Source organism: Enterobacter sp. BIDMC92, from assembly GCF_001030225.1.
Classification (GTDB): domain Bacteria; phylum Pseudomonadota; class Gammaproteobacteria; order Enterobacterales; family Enterobacteriaceae; genus Enterobacter; species Enterobacter sichuanensis.
The window spans coordinates 885,282-905,469 of record NZ_KQ087598.1; the positions used below are offsets into that span (position 1 = coordinate 885,282).

The 20,188-nt window shown below is 53.6% G+C and carries 17 protein-coding genes, 3 tRNA genes and 3 rRNA genes; 14 read left to right on the forward strand and 9 right to left on the reverse strand.

Annotated features, from left to right (window positions below):
• Positions 1-30: 30 nt before the first annotated feature.
• The 3 genes from SP99_RS03975 to tilS all read left to right on the forward strand — a co-directional run bounded on the left by SP99_RS03975 (position 31) and on the right by tilS (position 3,966).
• A complete protein-coding gene (locus SP99_RS03975) occupies positions 31-2,163 on the forward strand; it encodes a lysine decarboxylase LdcC (RefSeq protein WP_047957786.1) in 2,133 nt (710 codons plus the stop codon).
• A 65-nt stretch (positions 2,164-2,228) separates the two neighbouring features.
• Positions 2,229-2,618: a VOC family protein gene (locus SP99_RS03980; protein ID WP_025756828.1), complete on the forward strand. Its 390-nt coding sequence runs from the start codon at positions 2,229-2,231 to the stop codon at positions 2,616-2,618.
• Positions 2,619-2,676: 58 nt separating this feature from the next.
• On the forward strand, positions 2,677-3,966 hold the full coding sequence (gene tilS / locus SP99_RS03985; RefSeq protein ID WP_047957787.1) for a tRNA lysidine(34) synthetase TilS: 1,290 nt from the start codon (positions 2,677-2,679) through the stop codon (positions 3,964-3,966).
• 28 nt (positions 3,967-3,994) lie between these two features.
• On the opposite strand, the gene rof is transcribed toward tilS, so the two are convergent.
• Complete coding sequence (rof, locus tag SP99_RS03990) at positions 3,995-4,255, reverse strand: Rho-binding antiterminator (RefSeq protein WP_047957788.1); 261 nt, start codon at positions 4,253-4,255, stop codon at positions 3,995-3,997.
• The gene (locus SP99_RS23050; RefSeq protein ID WP_008501889.1) at positions 4,242-4,442 is read right to left on the reverse strand and encodes a YaeP family protein; all 201 of its coding nucleotides are present in this window, start codon (positions 4,440-4,442) and stop codon (positions 4,242-4,244) included. The genes rof and SP99_RS23050 overlap by 14 nt, the downstream gene beginning before the upstream one ends.
• A 196-nt stretch (positions 4,443-4,638) precedes the next feature.
• Between SP99_RS23050 and SP99_RS03995 the strand changes: the two genes are divergently transcribed.
• The 3 genes from SP99_RS03995 to nlpE are packed head-to-tail and all read left to right on the forward strand — an operon-like array spanning position 4,639 to position 6,336.
• Complete coding sequence (locus tag SP99_RS03995; protein WP_025756831.1) at positions 4,639-5,184, forward strand: YaeQ family protein; 546 nt, start codon at positions 4,639-4,641, stop codon at positions 5,182-5,184.
• Complete coding sequence (arfB, locus tag SP99_RS04000; protein ID WP_047957789.1) at positions 5,181-5,603, forward strand: alternative ribosome rescue aminoacyl-tRNA hydrolase ArfB; 423 nt, start codon at positions 5,181-5,183, stop codon at positions 5,601-5,603. Before SP99_RS03995 ends, arfB begins: the two co-directional genes overlap by 4 nt.
• Positions 5,604-5,637: 34 nt before the next feature.
• Positions 5,638-6,336: an envelope stress response activation lipoprotein NlpE gene (nlpE, locus tag SP99_RS04005; RefSeq protein WP_047957790.1), complete on the forward strand. Its 699-nt coding sequence runs from the start codon at positions 5,638-5,640 to the stop codon at positions 6,334-6,336.
• 48 nt (positions 6,337-6,384) lie between these two features.
• On the opposite strand, the gene proS is transcribed toward nlpE, so the two are convergent.
• The 6 genes from proS to metN form a co-directional block, all read right to left on the reverse strand.
• A complete protein-coding gene (proS, locus tag SP99_RS04010; RefSeq protein WP_045285883.1) occupies positions 6,385-8,103 on the reverse strand; it encodes a proline--tRNA ligase in 1,719 nt (572 codons plus the stop codon).
• A 112-nt stretch (positions 8,104-8,215) separates the two neighbouring features.
• On the reverse strand, positions 8,216-8,923 hold the full coding sequence (tsaA, locus tag SP99_RS04015; RefSeq protein ID WP_025756834.1) for a tRNA (N6-threonylcarbamoyladenosine(37)-N6)-methyltransferase TrmO: 708 nt from the start codon (positions 8,921-8,923) through the stop codon (positions 8,216-8,218).
• Positions 8,920-9,324: an Rcs stress response system protein RcsF gene (rcsF, locus tag SP99_RS04020; protein WP_025756835.1), complete on the reverse strand. Its 405-nt coding sequence runs from the start codon at positions 9,322-9,324 to the stop codon at positions 8,920-8,922. Before rcsF ends, tsaA begins: the two co-directional genes overlap by 4 nt.
• A 106-nt stretch (positions 9,325-9,430) precedes the next feature.
• The gene (gene metQ / locus SP99_RS04025) at positions 9,431-10,246 is read right to left on the reverse strand and encodes a methionine ABC transporter substrate-binding lipoprotein MetQ (protein WP_025756836.1); all 816 of its coding nucleotides are present in this window, start codon (positions 10,244-10,246) and stop codon (positions 9,431-9,433) included.
• A gap of 40 nt (positions 10,247-10,286) precedes the next feature.
• Positions 10,287-10,940, reverse strand: coding sequence for a methionine ABC transporter permease MetI (locus tag SP99_RS04030; protein WP_003856130.1), 654 nt, complete (start codon positions 10,938-10,940; stop codon positions 10,287-10,289).
• Entirely contained in the window at positions 10,933-11,964 is a 1,032-nt protein-coding gene (gene metN, locus SP99_RS04035; RefSeq protein WP_047957791.1) for a methionine ABC transporter ATP-binding protein MetN, read from the reverse strand. The genes SP99_RS04030 and metN overlap by 8 nt, the downstream gene beginning before the upstream one ends.
• 188 nt (positions 11,965-12,152) lie before the next feature.
• Here metN and gmhB point away from each other — a divergent pair, with 188 nt between their 5' ends.
• The 8 genes from gmhB to dkgB all read left to right on the forward strand — a co-directional run bounded on the left by gmhB (position 12,153) and on the right by dkgB (position 19,248).
• Positions 12,153-12,719, forward strand: a complete 567-nt coding sequence (gmhB, locus tag SP99_RS04040) for a D-glycero-beta-D-manno-heptose 1,7-bisphosphate 7-phosphatase (RefSeq protein WP_025756838.1) — start codon at positions 12,153-12,155, stop codon at positions 12,717-12,719.
• Between the two features lie 372 nt (positions 12,720-13,091).
• Positions 13,092-14,631, forward strand: a 16S ribosomal RNA gene (locus tag SP99_RS04045).
• A 70-nt stretch (positions 14,632-14,701) separates the two neighbouring features.
• Positions 14,702-14,778 (forward strand) — tRNA-Ile (locus tag SP99_RS04050).
• A 36-nt stretch (positions 14,779-14,814) separates the two neighbouring features.
• A tRNA-Ala gene (locus tag SP99_RS04055) sits at positions 14,815-14,890 on the forward strand.
• 170 nt (positions 14,891-15,060) lie between these two features.
• Positions 15,061-17,964: ribosomal RNA gene (locus SP99_RS04060) — 23S ribosomal RNA — on the forward strand.
• Positions 17,965-18,033: 69 nt separating this feature from the next.
• Positions 18,034-18,149: ribosomal RNA gene (rrf, locus tag SP99_RS04065) — 5S ribosomal RNA — on the forward strand.
• The 16S, 23S and 5S rRNA genes sit together here with 3 tRNA genes alongside, the layout of an rRNA operon.
• 56 nt (positions 18,150-18,205) lie before the next feature.
• Positions 18,206-18,282 (forward strand) — tRNA-Asp (locus tag SP99_RS04070).
• Between the two features lie 162 nt (positions 18,283-18,444).
• Positions 18,445-19,248 (forward strand): 2,5-didehydrogluconate reductase DkgB, encoded by an 804-nt coding sequence (gene dkgB / locus SP99_RS04075; RefSeq protein ID WP_047957792.1) that lies wholly within the window; start codon positions 18,445-18,447, stop codon positions 19,246-19,248.
• Between the two features lie 29 nt (positions 19,249-19,277).
• Here dkgB and yafC read toward each other — a convergent pair whose 3' ends face one another.
• Positions 19,278-20,183 (reverse strand): DNA-binding transcriptional regulator YafC, encoded by a 906-nt coding sequence (gene yafC / locus SP99_RS04080; RefSeq protein WP_025757612.1) that lies wholly within the window; start codon positions 20,181-20,183, stop codon positions 19,278-19,280.
• Positions 20,184-20,188: the final 5 nt, after the last annotated feature.

The window sequence follows — 20,188 nt, forward strand, 5'->3', positions numbered from 1 at the left end:
GCTTAGCTAATGTTTTTCAAGGAGGTAACCGTGAACATCATTGCCATTATGGGGCCGCACGGCGTCTTCTATAAAGACGAGCCCATCAAGGAGCTGGAGCAGGCCCTGCAGGCGCGCGGGTATCAGCTGATCTGGCCGCACAACAGCGCTGACCTGCTGAAGTTCATCGAGCACAACCCACGTATCTGTGGGGTGATCTTCGACTGGGATGAATATGATCTCGAACTGTGCAGCGATATCAACAAGCTGAACGAATACCTCCCGCTATACGCATTTATTAATACCCACTCGACCATGGACGTCAGCGCCAATGATATGCGTATGGCGCTGTGGTTCTTTGAATATTCGCTCGGCGTTGCGGAAGATATTGCGACCCGTATTCAGCAATATACCGGTGAATATCTCGAAAATATTACCCCGCCGTTTACCCGCGCGCTCTTCACCTACGTGAAGGAGGGCAAATATACCTTCTGTACGCCAGGCCATATGGCGGGGACAGCCTATCAAAAGAGCCCGGTGGGCTGCCTGTTCTACGACTTCTTCGGTGGCAACACGCTGAAAGCGGACGTATCCATTTCAGTCACTGAACTGGGCTCTCTGCTCGATCACACCGGCCCGCATCTTGAAGCCGAAGAGTACATCGCCCGCACCTTTGGTGCTGAGCAGAGCTATATGGTCACCAACGGTACTTCGACCTCGAACAAAATCGTCGGGATGTACGCTGCACCTGCTGGCAGCACTCTGCTGATTGACCGTAACTGCCATAAATCGCTGGCACACTTGCTCATGATGAGCGACGTCGTACCGCTCTGGCTGTCGCCCACGCGAAACGCGCTGGGTATTCTTGGCGGTATTCCGCGGCGCGAGTTTACGCATGACGCCATTGAAAGCAAGGTTGCGGCCATCCCCGGCGCAAGCTGGCCTGTCCATGCGGTGATCACCAATTCAACCTATGACGGTCTGCTGTACAACACCGACTGGATCAAAAAGACGCTGGACGTGCCGTCGATCCACTTCGATTCCGCATGGGTACCGTACACCAATTTCCACCCGATTTACGCAGGGAAAAGCGGCATGAGCGGTGAACGCGTACCGGGCAAAGTGTTCTTCGAAACGCAGTCGACGCACAAAATGCTGGCGGCGTTTTCTCAGGCTTCGCTTATTCATATCAAAGGCGAGTACGACGAAGAGACCTTTAACGAAGCCTTTATGATGCACACCACTACCTCACCGAGCTATCCGCTGGTGGCTTCCATTGAAACGGCGGCGGCGATGCTACGTGGTAATCCGGGCAAACGTCTTATTAATCGTTCGGTGGAGCGGGCACTGCATTTCCGCAAAGAAGTTCAGCGGTTAAAAGAGGAAGCCGACGGCTGGTTCTTTGATATCTGGCAGCCGGAAGAAATTGATGAGGCGGCGTGCTGGCCAGTTTCGCCCGGTGAAGGCTGGCATGGCTTCCGGGATGCTGATGGCGATCACATGTTCCTCGACCCGGTAAAAGTGACGATCCTGACGCCGGGCATGGATGAACAGGGCAAGATGAGCGATGAAGGGATCCCGGCCGCGCTGGTGGCGAAGTTCCTTGATGAACGGGGCGTGGTGGTAGAAAAAACTGGCCCCTATAACCTCCTGTTCCTCTTCAGCATTGGGATTGATAAGACCCGGGCGATGGGGCTGTTACGCGGCCTGATGGAGTTTAAGCGCGCCTACGATCTCAACCTGCGGGTGAAGAATATGCTGCCGGATCTCTACGCGGAGGATCCTGATTTCTATCGCAATATGCGCATTCAGGATCTGGCCCAGGGGATCCACAGGCTGATCCGTCAGCACGATCTGCCGCGCCTCATGCTTCAGGCTTTTGATGTCTTGCCCGAGATGAAACTCACGCCGCACAAAGCCTGGCAGCGCCAGGTGAAAGGGGAGGTTGAAACCGTCGAGCTGGAAAACCTGGTCGGACGCGTATCGGCTAACATGATCCTGCCTTACCCGCCGGGCGTACCGCTCCTGATGCCAGGAGAGATGATTACCGAAGCGAGCCGGGCCGTGCTCGATTTCCTGCTGATGCTCTGTTCAGTAGGACGTCACTACCCGGGTTTTGAGACGGATATTCACGGTGCGAAGCGCGATGAAAACGGTGTTTACTGGGTGCGAGTCCTAAAATAAAGGTGACTGCTTGCCAGGTGCGGGTTTTCGGTTGTAACGTTCAGGCATCATAAAAAGGAGAAGCTATGCTGGGTTTAAAACAGGTTCACCATATTGCGATCATTGCGACCGATTACGCGAAAAGTAAGGCCTTCTACTGCGATATCCTCGGTTTTACGCTGATGAGCGAGGCGTACCGTGAGGAGCGTGACTCCTGGAAGGGCGATCTGGCGTTGAACGGGCAATATGTGATTGAGCTGTTCTCTTTTCCTTTTCCGCCTGCGCGTCCGTCCCGCCCGGAGGCCTGTGGGCTGCGTCATCTGGCCTTTAGCGTTGATGACCTGGATAACGCAGTCAAACATCTGGAAGCGCACGGCGTCGCGTGCGAGGCGATTCGCGTCGATCCGTTCACCGACAAGCGTTTTACCTTTTTCAACGATCCGGACGGTTTGCCGCTGGAGCTTTACCAGCAGTAATGTTTGTCCTGTGTGATAATGCCCGCTCCGTTCGGGCATTTTTTATGTGTAATTTCCTATGACCTTACCCGCAATCGCACAAGCCGTTTCACCTAACCGCCAGCTGCTGGTGGGGTTTAGCGGCGGCCTGGATTCCACCGTTCTGCTCCATCGTCTTAAATGCTGGCGCGACCAGGAACCCGATGTCGAGCTTCGGGCAATGCATATTCATCATGGATTAAGCCCTCACGCAGAGGCGTGGGTGGCGCACTGTGAAGCCTTGTGTGCAGCCTGGGCAATCCCACTGCTTGTGGAGCGCGTCACGCTTAAGGATGAGGGACTGGGCGTTGAGGCGCAGGCGCGTAAAGCCCGCTATGCTGCGTTTGCCGGCGCGCTACGGCCCGGCGAAGTGATGGTCACGGCCCAGCATCTGGATGACCAGTGCGAAACCTTTTTGCTGGCGCTTAAGCGGGGCAGCGGGCCGGCGGGGCTTTCAGCCATGCCGGAGCGGGCTGAGTTTGCCGGGACGCAATTACTGCGCCCACTGCTTGGCGAAACGCGTGCGTCGCTGGAAGCCTGGGCACGAGAACATCAGCTGAACTGGATTGACGATGAGAGCAACCAGGATGACGGCTATGACCGTAACTTTCTGCGTTTGCGCGTTCTCCCGCTTTTACGCGAGCGCTGGCCGCATTTTGCCGATGCGACAGCAAGAAGCGCCATACTGTGCGCAGAACAGGAATCATTGCTCGATGAGCTGTTAAGTGAAGAGCTGGCTGAACTGATCTCTGAAAATGGGGCGCTGGCAATTGCACCGCTGCAAGGGAGGAGCCCGGTACGTCGCGCCGCACTGTTACGACGCTGGCTGGCCTCGCATCACGCGGTGATGCCGTCGCGGGCAATGCTGAGCCGCATCTGGGACGAAGTCGCCCTGGCGCGGGAAGATGCTGCTCCTTGCGTACACCTGAACGGTTTTGACGTAAGACGCTTTAAAGGTGAGCTCTGGTGGGTAAAATCGATGCCTTCACTCACTGATGTGGTGCTCGACTGGTCTTCCCCTGACGCACCGCTGATATTGCCCTGTGAGATCGGGCGTGTAACTCTGGTGCCGTCTGGGCATGTGCGACTGCCTGCGTCAGGAGAGCCGGTAACCGTTCGCTTTAAGGCTGGCGGCATGCTGCATATCGTCGGGCGTAACGGGGGACGCAAGCTTAAGAAGATCTGGCAGGAGTGCAACGTGCCGCCGTGGCTGCGCGACACCACGCCGCTGCTGTTTTACGGTGAAACGCTGATTGCTGCTGCAGGTGTGTTCATCACGGAAGCGGGGTGGTCGGAAGAGGGTGTCAGTTTTGAGTGGCAGAAAGCGTAACGGGCAGCCAGGCTGCCCGTTAGTCTCATCAGGATTCGCTCACCACGACGGTGCCGATTTGCGGGTGGCTGAAGCTGGCAATTTTATCCAGACGCAGCTCACGCGTCGCCCCGCCATCTTCCACTATCAGATATTCCACATTCTTACGTGAAACCAGATCGCTGGCTTTCGCCTTCAACACTTCGCCATCTTTTAGCTCCAGCGTCAGTATTAAATGATGCTGGCAGGCGAGTTCGAGGTTGTCATAATCATCACAATTGATGGGTTGATAGGTATCATTCATCGACATAATCGCTCACCAGTAAATTCGCCGCAGCATACGCTGCTTTTTCCCTGACCGACTCTGAAAGGCTCTCATCAGAGGCCACTTCATTAAGCACTTTCAATACACAGCCCAACGCGTCCGGGACATACCCCAGATCTCCGCTGGCGATTTCCGCATACCGTTTGCGAATTAACTCACAATAATTGTTCACATCCCCTCCCGCCAGCGCACTGACTTACTGTGAGATCTCATTAAGCCTACGAAGATAAACTCGGTTTAGCAAGGTGACTATACCATACTCATTTAAGCAATATCAGAGCCTTGATAGCGGTGTATTTATCACCCCGTAACAGCCTTTTGCCGCTGTTTTCGCTACAATGTGCGCCTGAATCGAATGGAGTTCTCTCATGGCGCTGAAAGCGACAATTTATAAAGCAGTGGTCAATGTGGCCGATCTTGATCGCAACCAGTTTCTGGATGCGTCGCTGACCCTGGCTCGCCACCCTTCCGAAACCCAGGAGCGCATGATGCTGCGCCTGCTGGCGTGGATTAAGTACGCCGACGAGCGGCTGCAATTTACCCGTGGGCTAAGCGCTGAAGATGAGCCTGAAGCCTGGCTGCGCAACGATCATCTGGGTATCGATTTGTGGATCGAACTCGGTCTGCCGGATGAACGCAGAATGAAGAAGGCCTGCACGCAATCCGCAGAAGTGGCCTTATTCGCATATAATCAGCGCGCTGCGGAGATTTGGTGGCAGCAAAACAAGAGCAAGTGCGCACAGTTTAAAAATCTTACGGTCTGGTATCTGGATGATGAGCAGCTGGCGCAGCTGAGCGAATTCGCTGGCCGGACCATGGTTTTGCAGGCGACGATTCAGGATGGCGCCATCTGGCTCTCTGATTCTCAGAATAATCTGGAAATTCATTTAACGGCGTGGCAGCCCGCGTCATGATCGTCTTGTCCCGAAGCGTCAGCATCCCTGACAGCGAGCTGGAGATCACCGCCATTCGTGCGCAGGGGGCTGGCGGGCAGCACGTCAACAAGGCGTCGACGGCTATCCATTTGCGTTTTGACATTCGGGCCTCAAGCCTGCCAGAGTATTACAAAGAAAGCCTGCTCGCCGTCAGCCATCATCTCATTACCAGCGATGGTGTGATGGTGATTAAAGCTCAGGAATACCGCAGCCAGGAGTTAAACCGGGAAGCGGCAATAGCCAGGCTGGTGGCGGTCATCAAAGAATTAACGACGGTACAAAAAAGCCGTCGGGCCACGCGGCCAACCCGCGCATCGAAAGAGCGCCGGCTGTCCTCGAAGGCTCAGAAATCCACAGTGAAAGCACTACGCGGTAAAGTTCGTCGCCCGACAGAGTGACGAAAGGGAACACAATTTTCATAAGGAATTCATTGTGAAAAAAGCATTATTGTCAGCGCTGGCGGTGAGTACGCTGTTTGCGCTTTTTGGGTGTAACAACCGTTCTGAAACGCAGGTTTTGCAGCCTGCACAGAATGAAGAGTTAAAGCCGATGCAGCAGAGCTGGCGCGGTGTATTGCCTTGCGCAGACTGTGAGGGCATTGAAACCTCTCTGTTCCTGCAAAAAGACGGAACCTGGGTGATGAATCAGCACTATCAGGGCGCGAAAGAACCTTCGTCATTTGCCTCTTACGGGACATGGGCGCGAACGGCGGAGAAGCTGGTTCTGACGGATACCGCCGGCGAGAAAACGTATTTCCGCGCCAAAGGCGAGGGGATGGAGATGTTGGATCGCGAAGGCAATCCAATCGAATCCCAGTTCAACTATACGCTGGCGCCGGTAAAAGCGGCCCTGCCTGCGACGCCAATGGCAATGCGGGGAATGTATTTCTACATGGCGGATGCGGCGATATTCACCGACTGCGCAACCGGCAGGAAAGTCAGCGTGGCAAACAATGCGCAGCTTGAACGCGATTATGCCGTGGCGCGCGGCAATGACAGCAAGCCGGTATTACTGACGGTTGACGGTCACTTTACGCTGGAGCCCAACCCGGATAGCGGAGAGATGGTGAAAACGCTGGTGGCAGATAAAGACGCGAAGTTTGTCGCGGGCAAAGACTGTAACAGCAAATAAGCTGACGTTGAGCCATTAAAAAACCCCGCCTGAGCGGGGTTTTTTTGTTTAGCCCTTGATGGCTTTAACCAGGTAATCAAGAATGTCGCCGGTCTTGATCATCTGTTTTTCGCCGCTGCGACGGTATTTGTATTCAATCTCGTCGCTGTCGAGGTTACGGTCGCCGATGACGACAGTGTGCGGAATACCGATCAGTTCCATATCGGCAAACATCACGCCTGGACGCTCTTTACGGTCGTCCATCAGCACTTCGATACCCTGAGCGCGCAGCTCGGCGTACAGTTTCTCGGCCAGCTCCTGCACACGGTAAGATTTGTGCATGTTCATTGGCAGAATAGCCACCTGGAACGGCGCGATGTTGTCCGGCCAGACGATGCCACGCTCGTCGTAGTTCTGCTCAATCGCCGCAGCCACCACACGCGTCACCCCGATACCGTAGCAACCCATGGTCAGGATCTGGTTACGGCCATCTTCACCCTGAACCGCGGCGTTCAGTGCACGAGAGTATTTATCCCCCAACTGGAAGATGTGACCGACTTCGATACCGCGTTTGATCATCAGAGTACCCTGGCCATCCGGGCTTGGATCGCCTGCGACCACGTTACGGATGTCTGCCACTTCAGGGGTTGCGACGTCGCGATCCCAGTTGATGCCGAAGTAGTGTTTGCCGTCGATGTTCGCGCCCGCGGAGAAATCGCTCATCGCGGCTACCGTGCGGTCAATAACCACAGGTACTGGCATATTCACCGGACCCAGCGAGCCTGGACCTGCATTTACCACGGCACGGATTTCCGCTTCCGTTGCGAAGGTCAGCGGGCTGGCGACCTGCGGCAGCTTCTCTGCTTTCACTTCGTTCAGCTCGTGATCGCCACGTACCAGCAGGGCTACCAGCGGGTAAGCGCTTCCTTCGGTGGATTTCACCAGCAGCGTTTTCACGGTTTTTTCGACAGGCAGGTTGAACTGCTCAACCAGCTCGGCAATGGTTTTCGCGTTCGGCGTATCTACCAGCGTCATTTCCTGCGTTGCTGCAGCACGAGGTTCTTTTGGTGCCAGTGCTTCTGCAAACTCGATATTCGCCGCGTAATCAGAGGAGTCAGAGAAGATCACATCGTCTTCACCGCTCTGTGCCAGCACCTGGAATTCATGGGATGCGCTACCGCCGATGGAGCCGGTATCGGCCTGCACAGCACGGAAATCCAGTCCCATGCGGGAGAAGATTTTGCTGTATGCCTCGTACATTTTGTCGTAGGTCTCTTGCAGGGATTCCTGAGAGGTATGGAAAGAGTAGGCGTCTTTCATCAGGAATTCGCGAGAGCGCATTACGCCGAAACGTGGGCGAACTTCGTCACGGAATTTGGTCTGGATCTGGAAGAAGTTCAGCGGCAGCTGTTTGTAAGAGCTCAGCTCATTGCGAATCAGGTCGGTGATGACTTCTTCATGCGTTGGGCCGAGAACGAACGGACGCTCGCCACGATCGACAAAGCGCAGCAGTTCAGGACCATACTGTTCCCAACGACCGCTCTCCTGCCACAGGTCAGCGGGCTGAACCACAGGCATGGACACCTCGATAGCACCGGCGTTGTTCATCTCTTCACGCACGATGTTTTCGACTTTTTTCAGGACGCGCACGCCGGTCGGCAGCCAGGTGTATAACCCGGAGGCCAGCTTGCGGATCATCCCGGCGCGCAGCATCAGCTGATGGCTGATCACTTCGGCGTCGGCAGGCGTCTCCTTCAGAGTGGAGAGCAGATATTGGCTAGTACGCATGTTGTTACGGTTCCATTTCGACGATTGGAACAGGCTGAAACACCAGCCTGACACAAAAAAAGTGGTTTAGTTTACCAGTGTGGCAAAGATGCCAAAAGAGAGGAGAACAAAATTACCTGGGTTCAAGAGCAAACACTTCAAAACCTGCCCCGGTGACGCGCCAGCGAACGTTAAAATCGAGCAGCCAGACGGCGTACGTTTTTCCTGCTTCCTCTTCTTTACGGTAGGCCGGACGGGGGTCCTGCGCCAGCACTTCGGTGATGAAATTCCGCAAACGAGGATAGCGTTTCTCCAGCTGACTGAGCTGCGAGTCTATCTCAGGGGTAAACCAGACCGGCATATCCGCCTGGGGAGCATCCTGAGCATAACTTGCGCGCGCGTTCGGGAGGGCTTCGGCAAAAGGCAAATAGGGTTTGATGTCGATAACCGGCGTGCCGTCGACCAGATCCAGGCTACCCAACTCGAGTACCACCTGATCTTTCTGGCAACGTATGCCTTTCAGCTCAACCAGCGACATGCCAACCGGGTTTGGACGGAAAGTCGAGCGAGTCGCAAACACGCCCATTCTCGCATTTCCGCCAAGACGAGGAGGACGCACGGTAGGACGCCAGCCGCCTTCCATCGTCTGGTGAAACACGAACACCACCCAGAGATGGCTAAAGGCATCGAGCCCGCGCACCGCATCAGCCTGATTGTAAGGGGCTATCAGGTGAAGCTCGCCGCTGCCGCTGGTAACAAGACCGGGCTGGCGGGGCACGGCGAACTTCTCTTTATAAGGAGAGTGGATGATGCCTATCTGCTCGAACTGAAATGCACTCATTTCGCCGTAATGTTCAGCGCAGATCCGATGCAGACCGCCTGACGGTAGCAGCCTGGAGTGCCACTGGTCACTTCGCAGCTGTGCAGCAGGACTGCATTGGCTTTCATTTTTGCCGCGTTAATCTGCATACGTTTACGCGCGGTCGGAATATTCGGTGGTGAGTCCTGATTGGTCGCCTGACAAGATTCACCGCTCACTTCACCCAGCTCACGGAACGGTTTACCAACGAGTTCGTCCGCCTTCGTGATGATGCGAACTGGCGCAGCGCGAACCACTTTCGGTTTCGCAGGCTCGGTTTTTGGCGGGGTTGCCGTGCTTTGAACAGGTTCAACGGGAGATCTGCTTAGCATAGAACAGCCGCTCAGCATGAGTGCTAAAAGACAGATCGGTAAAGCACGCATAATATTTCCTCAATGGATAATCAAAACGTCAGATATTGAATCAGTTGCCTGCACAAATGACAAGACGGGCATAAGCCCGTCCTGATGATATTACACTGAGGTGAGATTACCAGCCTTTAACCGCGCCGCCGTTAAACACTTTGTTGGCTTCCTGGTAAACTTCTTCAGACTGATAGGCCTGAACGAACTTTTTCACGTTTTCCGCGTCTTTGTTGTCTTCGCGAGTCACGATCAGGTTTACGTATGGGGAGTCTTTATCCTCAACGAAGATACCGTCTTTCGCTGGCGTCAGGCCAATCTGGCTGGCGTAGGTGGTGTTGATAACGGCCAGCGCAATCTGCGCATCATCCAGGGAACGTGGCAGCTGAGGCGCTTCCAGTTCCACAATTTTCAGATTTTTCGGGTTCTCGGTTACATCCAGAACGGTCGGCAGCAGGCCCACACCGTCTTTCAGTTTGATCAGGCCCACTTTCTGCAGGAGAAGCAGGGAACGGCCGAGGTTGGTTGGGTCGTTTGGCACGGCAACCTGAGAGCCTGGCTGCAGCTCGTCCAGCGATTTAATTTTTTTGGAGTAACCGGCGATTGGATACACGAAGGTGTTGCCTACTGCCACCAGTTTATAGCCACGATCTTTGATCTGCTGATCCAGGTAAGGCTTATGCTGGAAGGCGTTCGCATCGATATCGCCTTTGCTCAGCGCTTCGTTCGGCAGAACATAATCGTTAAAGGTCACCAGCTCAACGTCCAGGCCATACTTCTCTTTTGCCACTTTCTGCGCGACTTCCGCGACCTGCTGTTCTGCACCCACGATAACGCCCACTTTAATGTGGTTCGGATCTTTTTCGTCCTGACCGCAACCCACCAGTGCCAGAGAGCCGATTAGCGCGCCTACTGCTGCAAAGGTCTTTAATTTAAACGCCATGTTTTATCCTTAACTCGTCGAGTTTGTGTTGTGTGTAACGTTATTTGTGCGTAACGGCCCGGACGATGCGATCGCCAGAGAACTGGATTAAATAAACCAGAACAACCAGCAATACCAGAACGGTATTCATCACGGTAGCGTTATATCCAATATAGCCGTACTGGTAACCAATCTGACCTAAACCACCGGCACCGACGGCACCACCCATCGCGGAATACCCCACCAGGGTGATAAGCGTAATGGTAGCGGCATTCACCAGGCCCGGCAGTGCTTCAGGGAGCAGGACTTTGCGAACGATCTGCATTGGCGTGGCACCCATCGCGCGGGACGCTTCGATCAAACCGGTTGGAATCTCCAGCAGGGCGTTTTCCACCATACGAGCGATAAACGGCGCGGCACCGACGGTCAGCGGAACGATGGCCGCCTGCAGTCCGATAGAGGTCCCGACGATCACGCGGGTAAATGGAATCATCCACACCAGCAAAATAATGAACGGGATAGAACGGAAGATGTTTACCAGCGCAGAGAGCGTGCGGTACAGCTTCGCGTTCTCAATGATTTGACCCGGACGCGTCACGTACAGCAGCACGCCGACCGGCAGGCCAATGACAAAACCAAAAAAGCCAGAGACAAAGGTCATTGCCAGCGTTTCCCAAACGCCGCGAACCAGTAGCCACATCATCGGCTCAGACATAACCCAGTACCTCTACTTTTACGTGATGTTCTTGCAGCCAGGCAATGGCTGCCTGGGTTTCTTCTTGTGTGCCGTGCATTTCTGTCAACATGATGCCGAACTTCACGCCACCGGCGTAATCCATCTGCGCGCTGATGATGTTGTTGTTCACGTTAAAGCGACGCGCGGTTTCGGAAAGCAGGGGTGCATCAACGGACTGACCGGTAAACTCCATGCGCAGCATCGGAACGCTGTCAGCTGTCGGTTCTGTTTTCAACCGTTCCAGATAATCTTCCGGAATATCCAGGTGCAGCGTGGACTGGATGAACTGCTGCGCGAGCGGGGTTTTCGGATGGGAGAACACTTCGCTTACCGTGTCCTGCTCAATCAGTTCGCCGTTGCTGATCACCGCGACGCAATCACAGATGCGTTTCACGACGTCCATTTCATGGGTAATCAGAAGGATCGTCAGGCCCAGGCGACGGTTAATGTCCTTCAGCAGTTCCAGAATAGAACGCGTGGTGGCCGGGTCTAATGCGCTGGTGGCTTCATCGCACAGCAATACTTTAGGATTGCTGGCCAGCGCGCGGGCAATGGCCACACGTTGCTTTTGCCCACCAGACAGATTTGCCGGGTAACTATCCTGTTTGTCGCCCAGACCGACAAGGTCGAGCAGTTCGGTGACGCGACGCTTCACTTCTTCTTTCGGCGTGTTATCCAGCTCAAGCGGCAGGGCGACGTTGCCGAAAACGGTGCGGGATGCCAGCAGATTAAAGTGCTGGAAAATCATGCCAATCTGACGACGCGCTTTAGTGAGTTCTTTCTCTGAAAGCGCGGTAAGCTCTTGCCCGCCAACTTCTACACTACCCTGGGTTGGGCGCTCAAGCAGGTTAACACAACGGATCAGCGTGCTTTTACCTGCACCCGATGCGCCAATGACGCCATAAATCTGACCAGCAGGAACATGCAGGCTGACGTTGTTCAGCGCCTGAATGGTTCGGTTCCCCTGCTGGAACACTTTGGTGATATTGGAAAGTTTAATCATTAGATTATTTTTATCGTATGTAAGTTAGCCGTGGCATTTTCTTCTGCCAGATACGGGTGATGACCGTAAACAAAACGGATGTTAAGGCATCCAGACGTCTAAATCAATCCAACTCTGTGCGATGGGCACTTTATTGCGCTGCGATTCATGAGATACTAGCTGAACATGCCTTTTTCAGGAGCAAACCGGTGGCAAAATCAGTACCCGCAATTTTTCTCGACCGTGACGGCACTATTAATGTGGATCACGGTTATGTTCATGAGATTGATGAGTTTGAGTTTATCGAGGGCGTAATAGAGGCAATGCGCCAGCTGAAAGAGATGGGTTATGCGCTGGTGGTGGTAACGAACCAGTCCGGTATTGCGCGGGGTAAATTCACCGAAGCGCAATTCGAGACGCTGACCGAATGGATGGACTGGTCCCTGGCTGACCGTGGGGTGGATCTTGATGGTATCTATTATTGTCCGCACCACCCACAGGGGAGTGTAGAAGAGTATCGTCAGACCTGTGACTGCCGTAAGCCGCATCCGGGGATGTTCATCTCTGCGCAAGAGTTCCTGCACATTGATATGGCTGCTTCTTATATGGTGGGCGATAAACTGGAAGATATGCAGGCAGCAGCGGCTGCGGGCGTGGGCACCAAAATATTGGTTCGCACCGGTAAGCCAGTCACGCCAGAAGCGGAGAAAGCGGCGGATTGGGTGATTAATAGTCTGGCGGACCTGCCAAAAGAAATTAAAAAGCACCAAAACTAGTCTTTTTGGTGAAAAGATGAGCGGTTGAAATAAAAATGCATTTTTCCGCTTGTCATTCCTCGGCAGCCCCCTATAATGCGCCTCCATCGACACGGCGGATGTGAATCACTTCACAAACAGCCCGGTCGGTTGAAGAGAAAAAATCCTGAAATAACGGGTTGACTCTGAAAGAGGAAAGCGTAATATACGCCACCTCGCAACGGTGAGCGAAAGCCGCGTTGCAACTGCTCTTTAACAATTTATCAGACAATCTGTGTGGGCACTCAAAGTGACATGGATTCTTAACGTCCTCGGACGAAAAATGAATACCAAGTCTCAACGAGTGAACACGTAATTCATTACGAAGTTTAATTCAATGAGCATCAAACTTTTAAATTGAAGAGTTTGATCATGGCTCAGATTGAACGCTGGCGGCAGGCCTAACACATGCAAGTCGAACGGTAGCACAGAGAGCTTGCTCTCGGGTGACGAGTGGCGGACGGGTGAGTAATGTCTGGGAAACTGCCTGATGGAGGGGGATAACTACTGGAAACGGTAGCTAATACCGCATAATGTCGCAAGACCAAAGAGGGGGACCTTCGGGCCTCTTGCCATCAGATGTGCCCAGATGGGATTAGCTAGTAGGTGGGGTAACGGCTCACCTAGGCGACGATCCCTAGCTGGTCTGAGAGGATGACCAGCCACACTGGAACTGAGACACGGTCCAGACTCCTACGGGAGGCAGCAGTGGGGAATATTGCACAATGGGCGCAAGCCTGATGCAGCCATGCCGCGTGTATGAAGAAGGCCTTCGGGTTGTAAAGTACTTTCAGCGGGGAGGAAGGTGTTGAGGTTAATAACCTCAGCAATTGACGTTACCCGCAGAAGAAGCACCGGCTAACTCCGTGCCAGCAGCCGCGGTAATACGGAGGGTGCAAGCGTTAATCGGAATTACTGGGCGTAAAGCGCACGCAGGCGGTCTGTCAAGTCGGATGTGAAATCCCCGGGCTCAACCTGGGAACTGCATTCGAAACTGGCAGGCTAGAGTCTTGTAGAGGGGGGTAGAATTCCAGGTGTAGCGGTGAAATGCGTAGAGATCTGGAGGAATACCGGTGGCGAAGGCGGCCCCCTGGACAAAGACTGACGCTCAGGTGCGAAAGCGTGGGGAGCAAACAGGATTAGATACCCTGGTAGTCCACGCCGTAAACGATGTCGACTTGGAGGTTGTGCCCTTGAGGCGTGGCTTCCGGAGCTAACGCGTTAAGTCGACCGCCTGGGGAGTACGGCCGCAAGGTTAAAACTCAAATGAATTGACGGGGGCCCGCACAAGCGGTGGAGCATGTGGTTTAATTCGATGCAACGCGAAGAACCTTACCTACTCTTGACATCCAGAGAACTTAGCAGAGATGCTTTGGTGCCTTCGGGAACTCTGAGACAGGTGCTGCATGGCTGTCGTCAGCTCGTGTTGTGAAATGTTGGGTTAAGTCCCGCAACGAGCGCAACCCTTATCCTTTGTTGCCAGCGGTTAGGCCGGGAACTCAAAGGAGACTGCCAGTGATAAACTGGAGGAAGGTGGGGATGACGTCAAGTCATCATGGCCCTTACGAGTAGGGCTACACACGTGCTACAATGGCGCATACAAAGAGAAGCGACCTCGCGAGAGCAAGCGGACCTCATAAAGTGCGTCGTAGTCCGGATTGGAGTCTGCAACTCGACTCCATGAAGTCGGAATCGCTAGTAATCGTAGATCAGAATGCTACGGTGAATACGTTCCCGGGCCTTGTACACACCGCCCGTCACACCATGGGAGTGGGTTGCAAAAGAAGTAGGTAGCTTAACCTTCGGGAGGGCGCTTACCACTTTGTGATTCATGACTGGGGTGAAGTCGTAACAAGGTAACCGTAGGGGAACCTGCGGTTGGATCACCTCCTTACCTTAAAGAACCTGCCTTTGCAGTGCTCACACAGATTGTCTGATGAAAAACAGCAGTAAAAAACCTCTACAGGCTTGTAGCTCAGGTGGTTAGAGCGCACCCCTGATAAGGGTGAGGTCGGTGGTTCAAGTCCACTCAGGCCTACCAAATTTGCGAAGCAAATTTGAAGAGGTTGTCAACGATGGGGCTATAGCTCAGCTGGGAGAGCGCCTGCTTTGCACGCAGGAGGTCTGCGGTTCGATCCCGCATAGCTCCACCATCTTTTACTGCGAACACAAGAAAACTTCAGAGTGAACCTGAAAAGGTGCACTGCGAAGTTTTGCTCTTTAAAAATCTGGATCAAGCTGAAAATTGAAACGACACACAGTTAATGTGTGTTCGAGTCTCTCAAATTTTCGCAATCAGAAGTGAAACATCTTCGGGTTGTGAGGTTAAGCGACTAAGCGTACACGGTGGATGCCCTGGCAGTCAGAGGCGATGAAGGACGTGCTAATCTGCGAAAAGCGCCGGCGAGGTGATATGAACCTTTGACCCGGCGATGTCCGAATGGGGAAACCCAGTGTGTTCCGACACACTATCGTTAACTGAATACATAGGTTAACGAGGCGAACCGGGGGAACTGAAACATCTAAGTACCCCGAGGAAAAGAAATCAACCGAGATTCCCCCAGTAGCGGCGAGCGAACGGGGAGCAGCCCAGAGTCTGAATCAGCTTGTGTGTTAGTGGAACGGTCTGGAAAGTCCGACGGTACAGGGTGATAGTCCCGTACACGAAAATGCACAGGCTGTGAACTCGAAGAGTAGGGCGGGACACGTGGTATCCTGTCTGAATATGGGGGGACCATCCTCCAAGGCTAAATACTCCTGACTGACCGATAGTGAACCAGTACCGTGAGGGAAAGGCGAAAAGAACCCCGGCGAGGGGAGTGAAAAAGAACCTGAAACCGTGTACGTACAAGCAGTGGGAGCACCTTCGGGTGTGACTGCGTACCTTTTGTATAATGGGTCAGCGACTTATATTCTGTAGCAAGGTTAACCGTATAGGGGAGCCGAAGGGAAACCGAGTCTTAACTGGGCGTTAAGTTGCAGGGTATAGACCCGAAACCCGGTGATCTAGCCATGGGCAGGTTGAAGGTTGGGTAACACTAACTGGAGGACCGAACCGACTAATGTTGAAAAATTAGCGGATGACTTGTGGCTGGGGGTGAAAGGCCAATCAAACCGGGAGATAGCTGGTTCTCCCCGAAAGCTATTTAGGTAGCGCCTCGTGAACTCATCTTCGGGGGTAGAGCACTGTTTCGGCTAGGGGGCCATCCCGGCTTACCAACCCGATGCAAACTACGAATACCGAAGAATGTTATCACGGGAGACACACGGCGGGTGCTAACGTCCGTCGTGAAGAGGGAAACAACCCAGACCGCCAGCTAAGGTCCCAAAGTCATGGTTAAGTGGGAAACGATGTGGGAAGGCACAGACAGCCAGGATGTTGGCTTAGAAGCAGCCATCATTTAAAGAAAGCGTAATAGCTCACTGGTCGAGTCGGCCTGCGCGGAAGATGTAACGGGGCTAAACCATGCACCGAAGCTGCGGCAGCGACACTATGTGTTGTTGGGTAGGGGAGCGTTCTGTAAGCCGTTGAAGGTGGCCTGTGAGGGTTGCTGGAGGTATCAGAAGTGCGAATGCTGACATAAGTAACGATAAAGCGGGTGAAAAGCCCGCTCGCCGGAAGACCAAGGGTTCCTGTCCAACGTTAATCGGGGCAGGGTGAGTCGACCCCTAAGGCGAGGCCGAAAGGCGTAGTCGATGGGAAACAGGTTAATATTCCTGTACTTGGTGTTACTGCGAAGGGGGGACGGAGAAGGCTATGTTAGCCGGGCGACGGTTGTCCCGGTTTAAGCATGTAGGCGGAACGATTAGGTAAATCCGGTCGTTTTTTAACGCTGAGGTGTGATGACGAGGCACTACGGTGCTGAAGTAACAAATGCCCTGCTTCCAGGAAAAGCCTCTAAGCATCAGGTAACATCAAATCGTACCCCAAACCGACACAGGTGGTCAGGTAGAGAATACCAAGGCGCTTGAGAGAACTCGGGTGAAGGAACTAGGCAAAATGGTGCCGTAACTTCGGGAGAAGGCACGCTGATATGTAGGTGAAGCCCCTGCGGGTGGAGCTGAAATCAGTCGAAGATACCAGCTGGCTGCAACTGTTTATTAAAAACACAGCACTGTGCAAACACGAAAGTGGACGTATACGGTGTGACGCCTGCCCGGTGCCGGAAGGTTAATTGATGGGGTTAGCGGCAACGCGAAGCTCTTGATCGAAGCCCCGGTAAACGGCGGCCGTAACTATAACGGTCCTAAGGTAGCGAAATTCCTTGTCGGGTAAGTTCCGACCTGCACGAATGGCGTAATGATGGCCAGGCTGTCTCCACCCGAGACTCAGTGAAATTGAACTCGCTGTGAAGATGCAGTGTACCCGCGGCAAGACGGAAAGACCCCGTGAACCTTTACTATAGCTTGACACTGAACACTGGTCCTTGATGTGTAGGATAGGTGGGAGGCTTTGAAGTGTGGACGCCAGTCTGCATGGAGCCGTCCTTGAAATACCACCCTTTAATGGCTGGTGTTCTAACGTAGACCCGTAATCCGGGTTGCGGACAGTGTCTGGTGGGTAGTTTGACTGGGGCGGTCTCCTCCCAAAGAGTAACGGAGGAGCACGAAGGTTAGCTAATCCTGGTCGGACATCAGGAGGTTAGTGCAATGGCATAAGCTAGCTTGACTGCGAGAGTGACGGCTCGAGCAGGTGCGAAAGCAGGTCATAGTGATCCGGTGGTTCTGAATGGAAGGGCCATCGCTCAACGGATAAAAGGTACTCCGGGGATAACAGGCTGATACCGCCCAAGAGTTCATATCGACGGCGGTGTTTGGCACCTCGATGTCGGCTCATCACATCCTGGGGCTGAAGTAGGTCCCAAGGGTATGGCTGTTCGCCATTTAAAGTGGTACGCGAGCTGGGTTTAGAACGTCGTGAGACAGTTCGGTCCCTATCTGCCGTGGGCGCTGGAGAATTGAGGGGGGCTGCTCCTAGTACGAGAGGACCGGAGTGGACGCATCACTGGTGTTCGGGTTGTCATGCCAATGGCACTGCCCGGTAGCTAAATGCGGAAGAGATAAGTGCTGAAAGCATCTAAGCACGAAACTTGCCCCGAGATGAGTTCTCCCTGAGACTTTAAGTCTCCTGAAGGAACGTTGAAGACGACGACGTTGATAGGTCGGGTGTGTAAGCGCAGCGATGCGTTGAGCTAACCGATACTAATGAACCGTGAGGCTTAACCTTACAACGCCGAAGGTGTTTTGGCGAAGAGACGACACAAGATTCAGCTTTGATACAGATTAACAGAATTTGCCTGGCGGCTTTAGCGCGGTGGTCCCACCTGACCCCATGCCGAACTCAGAAGTGAAACGCCGTAGCGCCGATGGTAGTGTGGGGTCTCCCCATGTGAGAGTAGGGAACTGCCAGGCATCAAATTTAGTAGTAAGCCGGTGCATTAATCCGGTGGTTACAAGCAGTCTTCGGTGGAGCGGTAGTTCAGTCGGTTAGAATACCTGCCTGTCACGCAGGGGGTCGCGGGTTCGAGTCCCGTCCGTTCCGCCACTTATTAAAAGCCCTGAGTTAACGCTCAGGGCTTTTTTCTTATCTGTCGCCCAATTATTGCTAAACAAGCAAAAATCCTCTGCGTTTTACGATCTTTTTCTTCATAACCGCTGTAGCGATAATTCTCCTCAGTTAACAAACATTATGAATAACGAGGATTATATGACTCTCCCTGCATTTGGCCTGGGCACTTTCCGCCTGAAAGACGACGTTGTTATCGCATCTGTAAAAACCGCACTCGAACTCGGTTATCGTGCAATTGATACGGCACAGATCTATGAAAACGAAGCTGCCGTGGGTCAGGCCATTGAAGAAAGTGGCGTGCCGCGTAGCGAACTGTTTATTACCACCAAAATCTGGATTGAAAACCTCAGCAAAGACAAGCTGATCCCGAGCCTGAAAGAGAGCCTGAAGAAGTTGCGCACCGACTATGTGGATCTGACGCTGATCCACTGGCCATCACCAAACGATGCCGTCTCTGTGGAAGAATTCATGCAGGCACTTCTGGAAGCGAAAGAGCAGGGCCTGACGCGTGAAATTGGCATTTCCAACTTCACCATTCCGTTGATGGAAAAAGCCATTGCCGCCGTTGGCGCAGACAACATTGCGACCAACCAGATTGAACTCTCTCCTTATCTGCAAAACCGCAAAGTGGTGGACTGGGCCAAACAGCACGGCATCCACATCACTTCTTACATGACGCTGGCTTACGGTAAGGCGCTGAAAGATGAAGTGATTATGCGTATCGCTGAGAAACATAATGCGACGGCTGCGCAGGTGATCCTGGCATGGGCGATGGGTGAAGGGTATGCGGTGATCCCATCATCAACTAAACGTGAAAATCTGGCCAGCAACCTGTTAGCCGTGGATCTTCAACTGGATGCTGACGACAAAAAAGCGATCGCTGCTCTGGAGTGCAACGACCGCCTGGTCAGCCCTGAAGGTTTAGCGCCAAACTGGGATTAAGTTTGACCCACCCTCTGTACACTTAACCCTCACACAGCTCCTCCGGGAGCTGTTTTTATATGCTCACTCAGAAAATCAATAAAGGCACGAATGCGTGTACTCACCGCTCTGTCGCTGTAATACACTGCGCTAAAAGGCATTTCGACCGGCAGACGTTTATCCGCCATCAGTTCCACAAGTTCACCACGCGCTATTTCCTTATCAATCATGTAGTCAGACAAACAGGCGATCCCGTTGCCTTCAAGACACAATTGCTTCAGCGTCTCCCCGCTGTTAGACGACAACCCGCAGGTGATCTCATGCAACTGACCGTCAGGGCAGGCGACAGGCCAGGTATTCAGCGACACGGGTTCCGTAAAGCCCAGACACAGATGCTGTTTCAACTCTTCAACCGTTTCAGGTTTGCCATGTTCAGCGATGTATTGCGGCGAGGCGATAATTTTACGGTAGCTGGCAAACAAAGGACGCGCACGCAGACTTGAATCCGTCAGTGTTCCCGCCCGGATCGCCACATCCACTTTACGTTCGATAAGGTTGATAAAGGTCTCGGAGGAGACCAAAGAGAGTGTCATTTCCGGATAACGCTCACGAAAAGGTTTGATCAGCGGCATCAGAAAGTGCAGAACCACCGGTGTAGCCGCATCAATGCGCAGCAACCCACGCGGCGTGCTGCGTGTTTCCATGATCTCCGTCTCCGCTGCCGCCATCTCCTGCAGGACCGACTGTACGCGGCGGAAATAGCGCTCACCTTCCTCGGTCAGGCTGAGCTGCCGTGTCGTCCGGTTGAGCAAACTCACCCCAAGCTTCATCTCCAGTTTTTTTACCGCGCGGCTAATGGCTGAGTTAGCTTGCCCCAGCTGTTCCGCCGCACGGCTAAAACTGCCGCTTTCGACGACGGCGACAAAGATAGTCAGCTCTTCCGACGTAGCTTTCATTGTTG

Excerpts from the sequence above, each read along its gene's own strand:
- SP99_RS04030 (WP_003856130.1), bottom strand. The coding sequence starts at position 10,940 with ATGTCTGAGCCGATGATGTGGCTACTGGTTCGCGGCGTTTGGGAAACG.
- yafC (WP_025757612.1), bottom strand. The coding sequence starts at position 20,183 with ATGAAAGCTACGTCGGAAGAGCTGACTATCTTTGTCGCCGTCGTCGAA.
- tsaA (WP_025756834.1), bottom strand. The coding sequence starts at position 8,923 with ATGAGTGCATTTCAGTTCGAGCAGATAGGCATCATCCACTCTCCTTAT.
- arfB (WP_047957789.1), top strand. The coding sequence starts at position 5,181 with ATGATCGTCTTGTCCCGAAGCGTCAGCATCCCTGACAGCGAGCTGGAG.
- metQ (WP_025756836.1), bottom strand. The coding sequence starts at position 10,246 with ATGGCGTTTAAATTAAAGACCTTTGCAGCAGTAGGCGCGCTAATCGGC.
- SP99_RS03995 (WP_025756831.1), top strand. The coding sequence starts at position 4,639 with ATGGCGCTGAAAGCGACAATTTATAAAGCAGTGGTCAATGTGGCCGAT.
- metN (WP_047957791.1), bottom strand. The coding sequence starts at position 11,964 with ATGATTAAACTTTCCAATATCACCAAAGTGTTCCAGCAGGGGAACCGA.
- SP99_RS03980 (WP_025756828.1), top strand. The coding sequence starts at position 2,229 with ATGCTGGGTTTAAAACAGGTTCACCATATTGCGATCATTGCGACCGAT.
- proS (WP_045285883.1), bottom strand. The coding sequence starts at position 8,103 with ATGCGTACTAGCCAATATCTGCTCTCCACTCTGAAGGAGACGCCTGCC.
- rcsF (WP_025756835.1), bottom strand. The coding sequence starts at position 9,324 with ATGCGTGCTTTACCGATCTGTCTTTTAGCACTCATGCTGAGCGGCTGT.
- rof (WP_047957788.1), bottom strand. The coding sequence starts at position 4,255 with ATGTCGATGAATGATACCTATCAACCCATCAATTGTGATGATTATGAC.
- dkgB (WP_047957792.1), top strand. The coding sequence starts at position 18,445 with ATGACTCTCCCTGCATTTGGCCTGGGCACTTTCCGCCTGAAAGACGAC.
- tilS (WP_047957787.1), top strand. The coding sequence starts at position 2,677 with ATGACCTTACCCGCAATCGCACAAGCCGTTTCACCTAACCGCCAGCTG.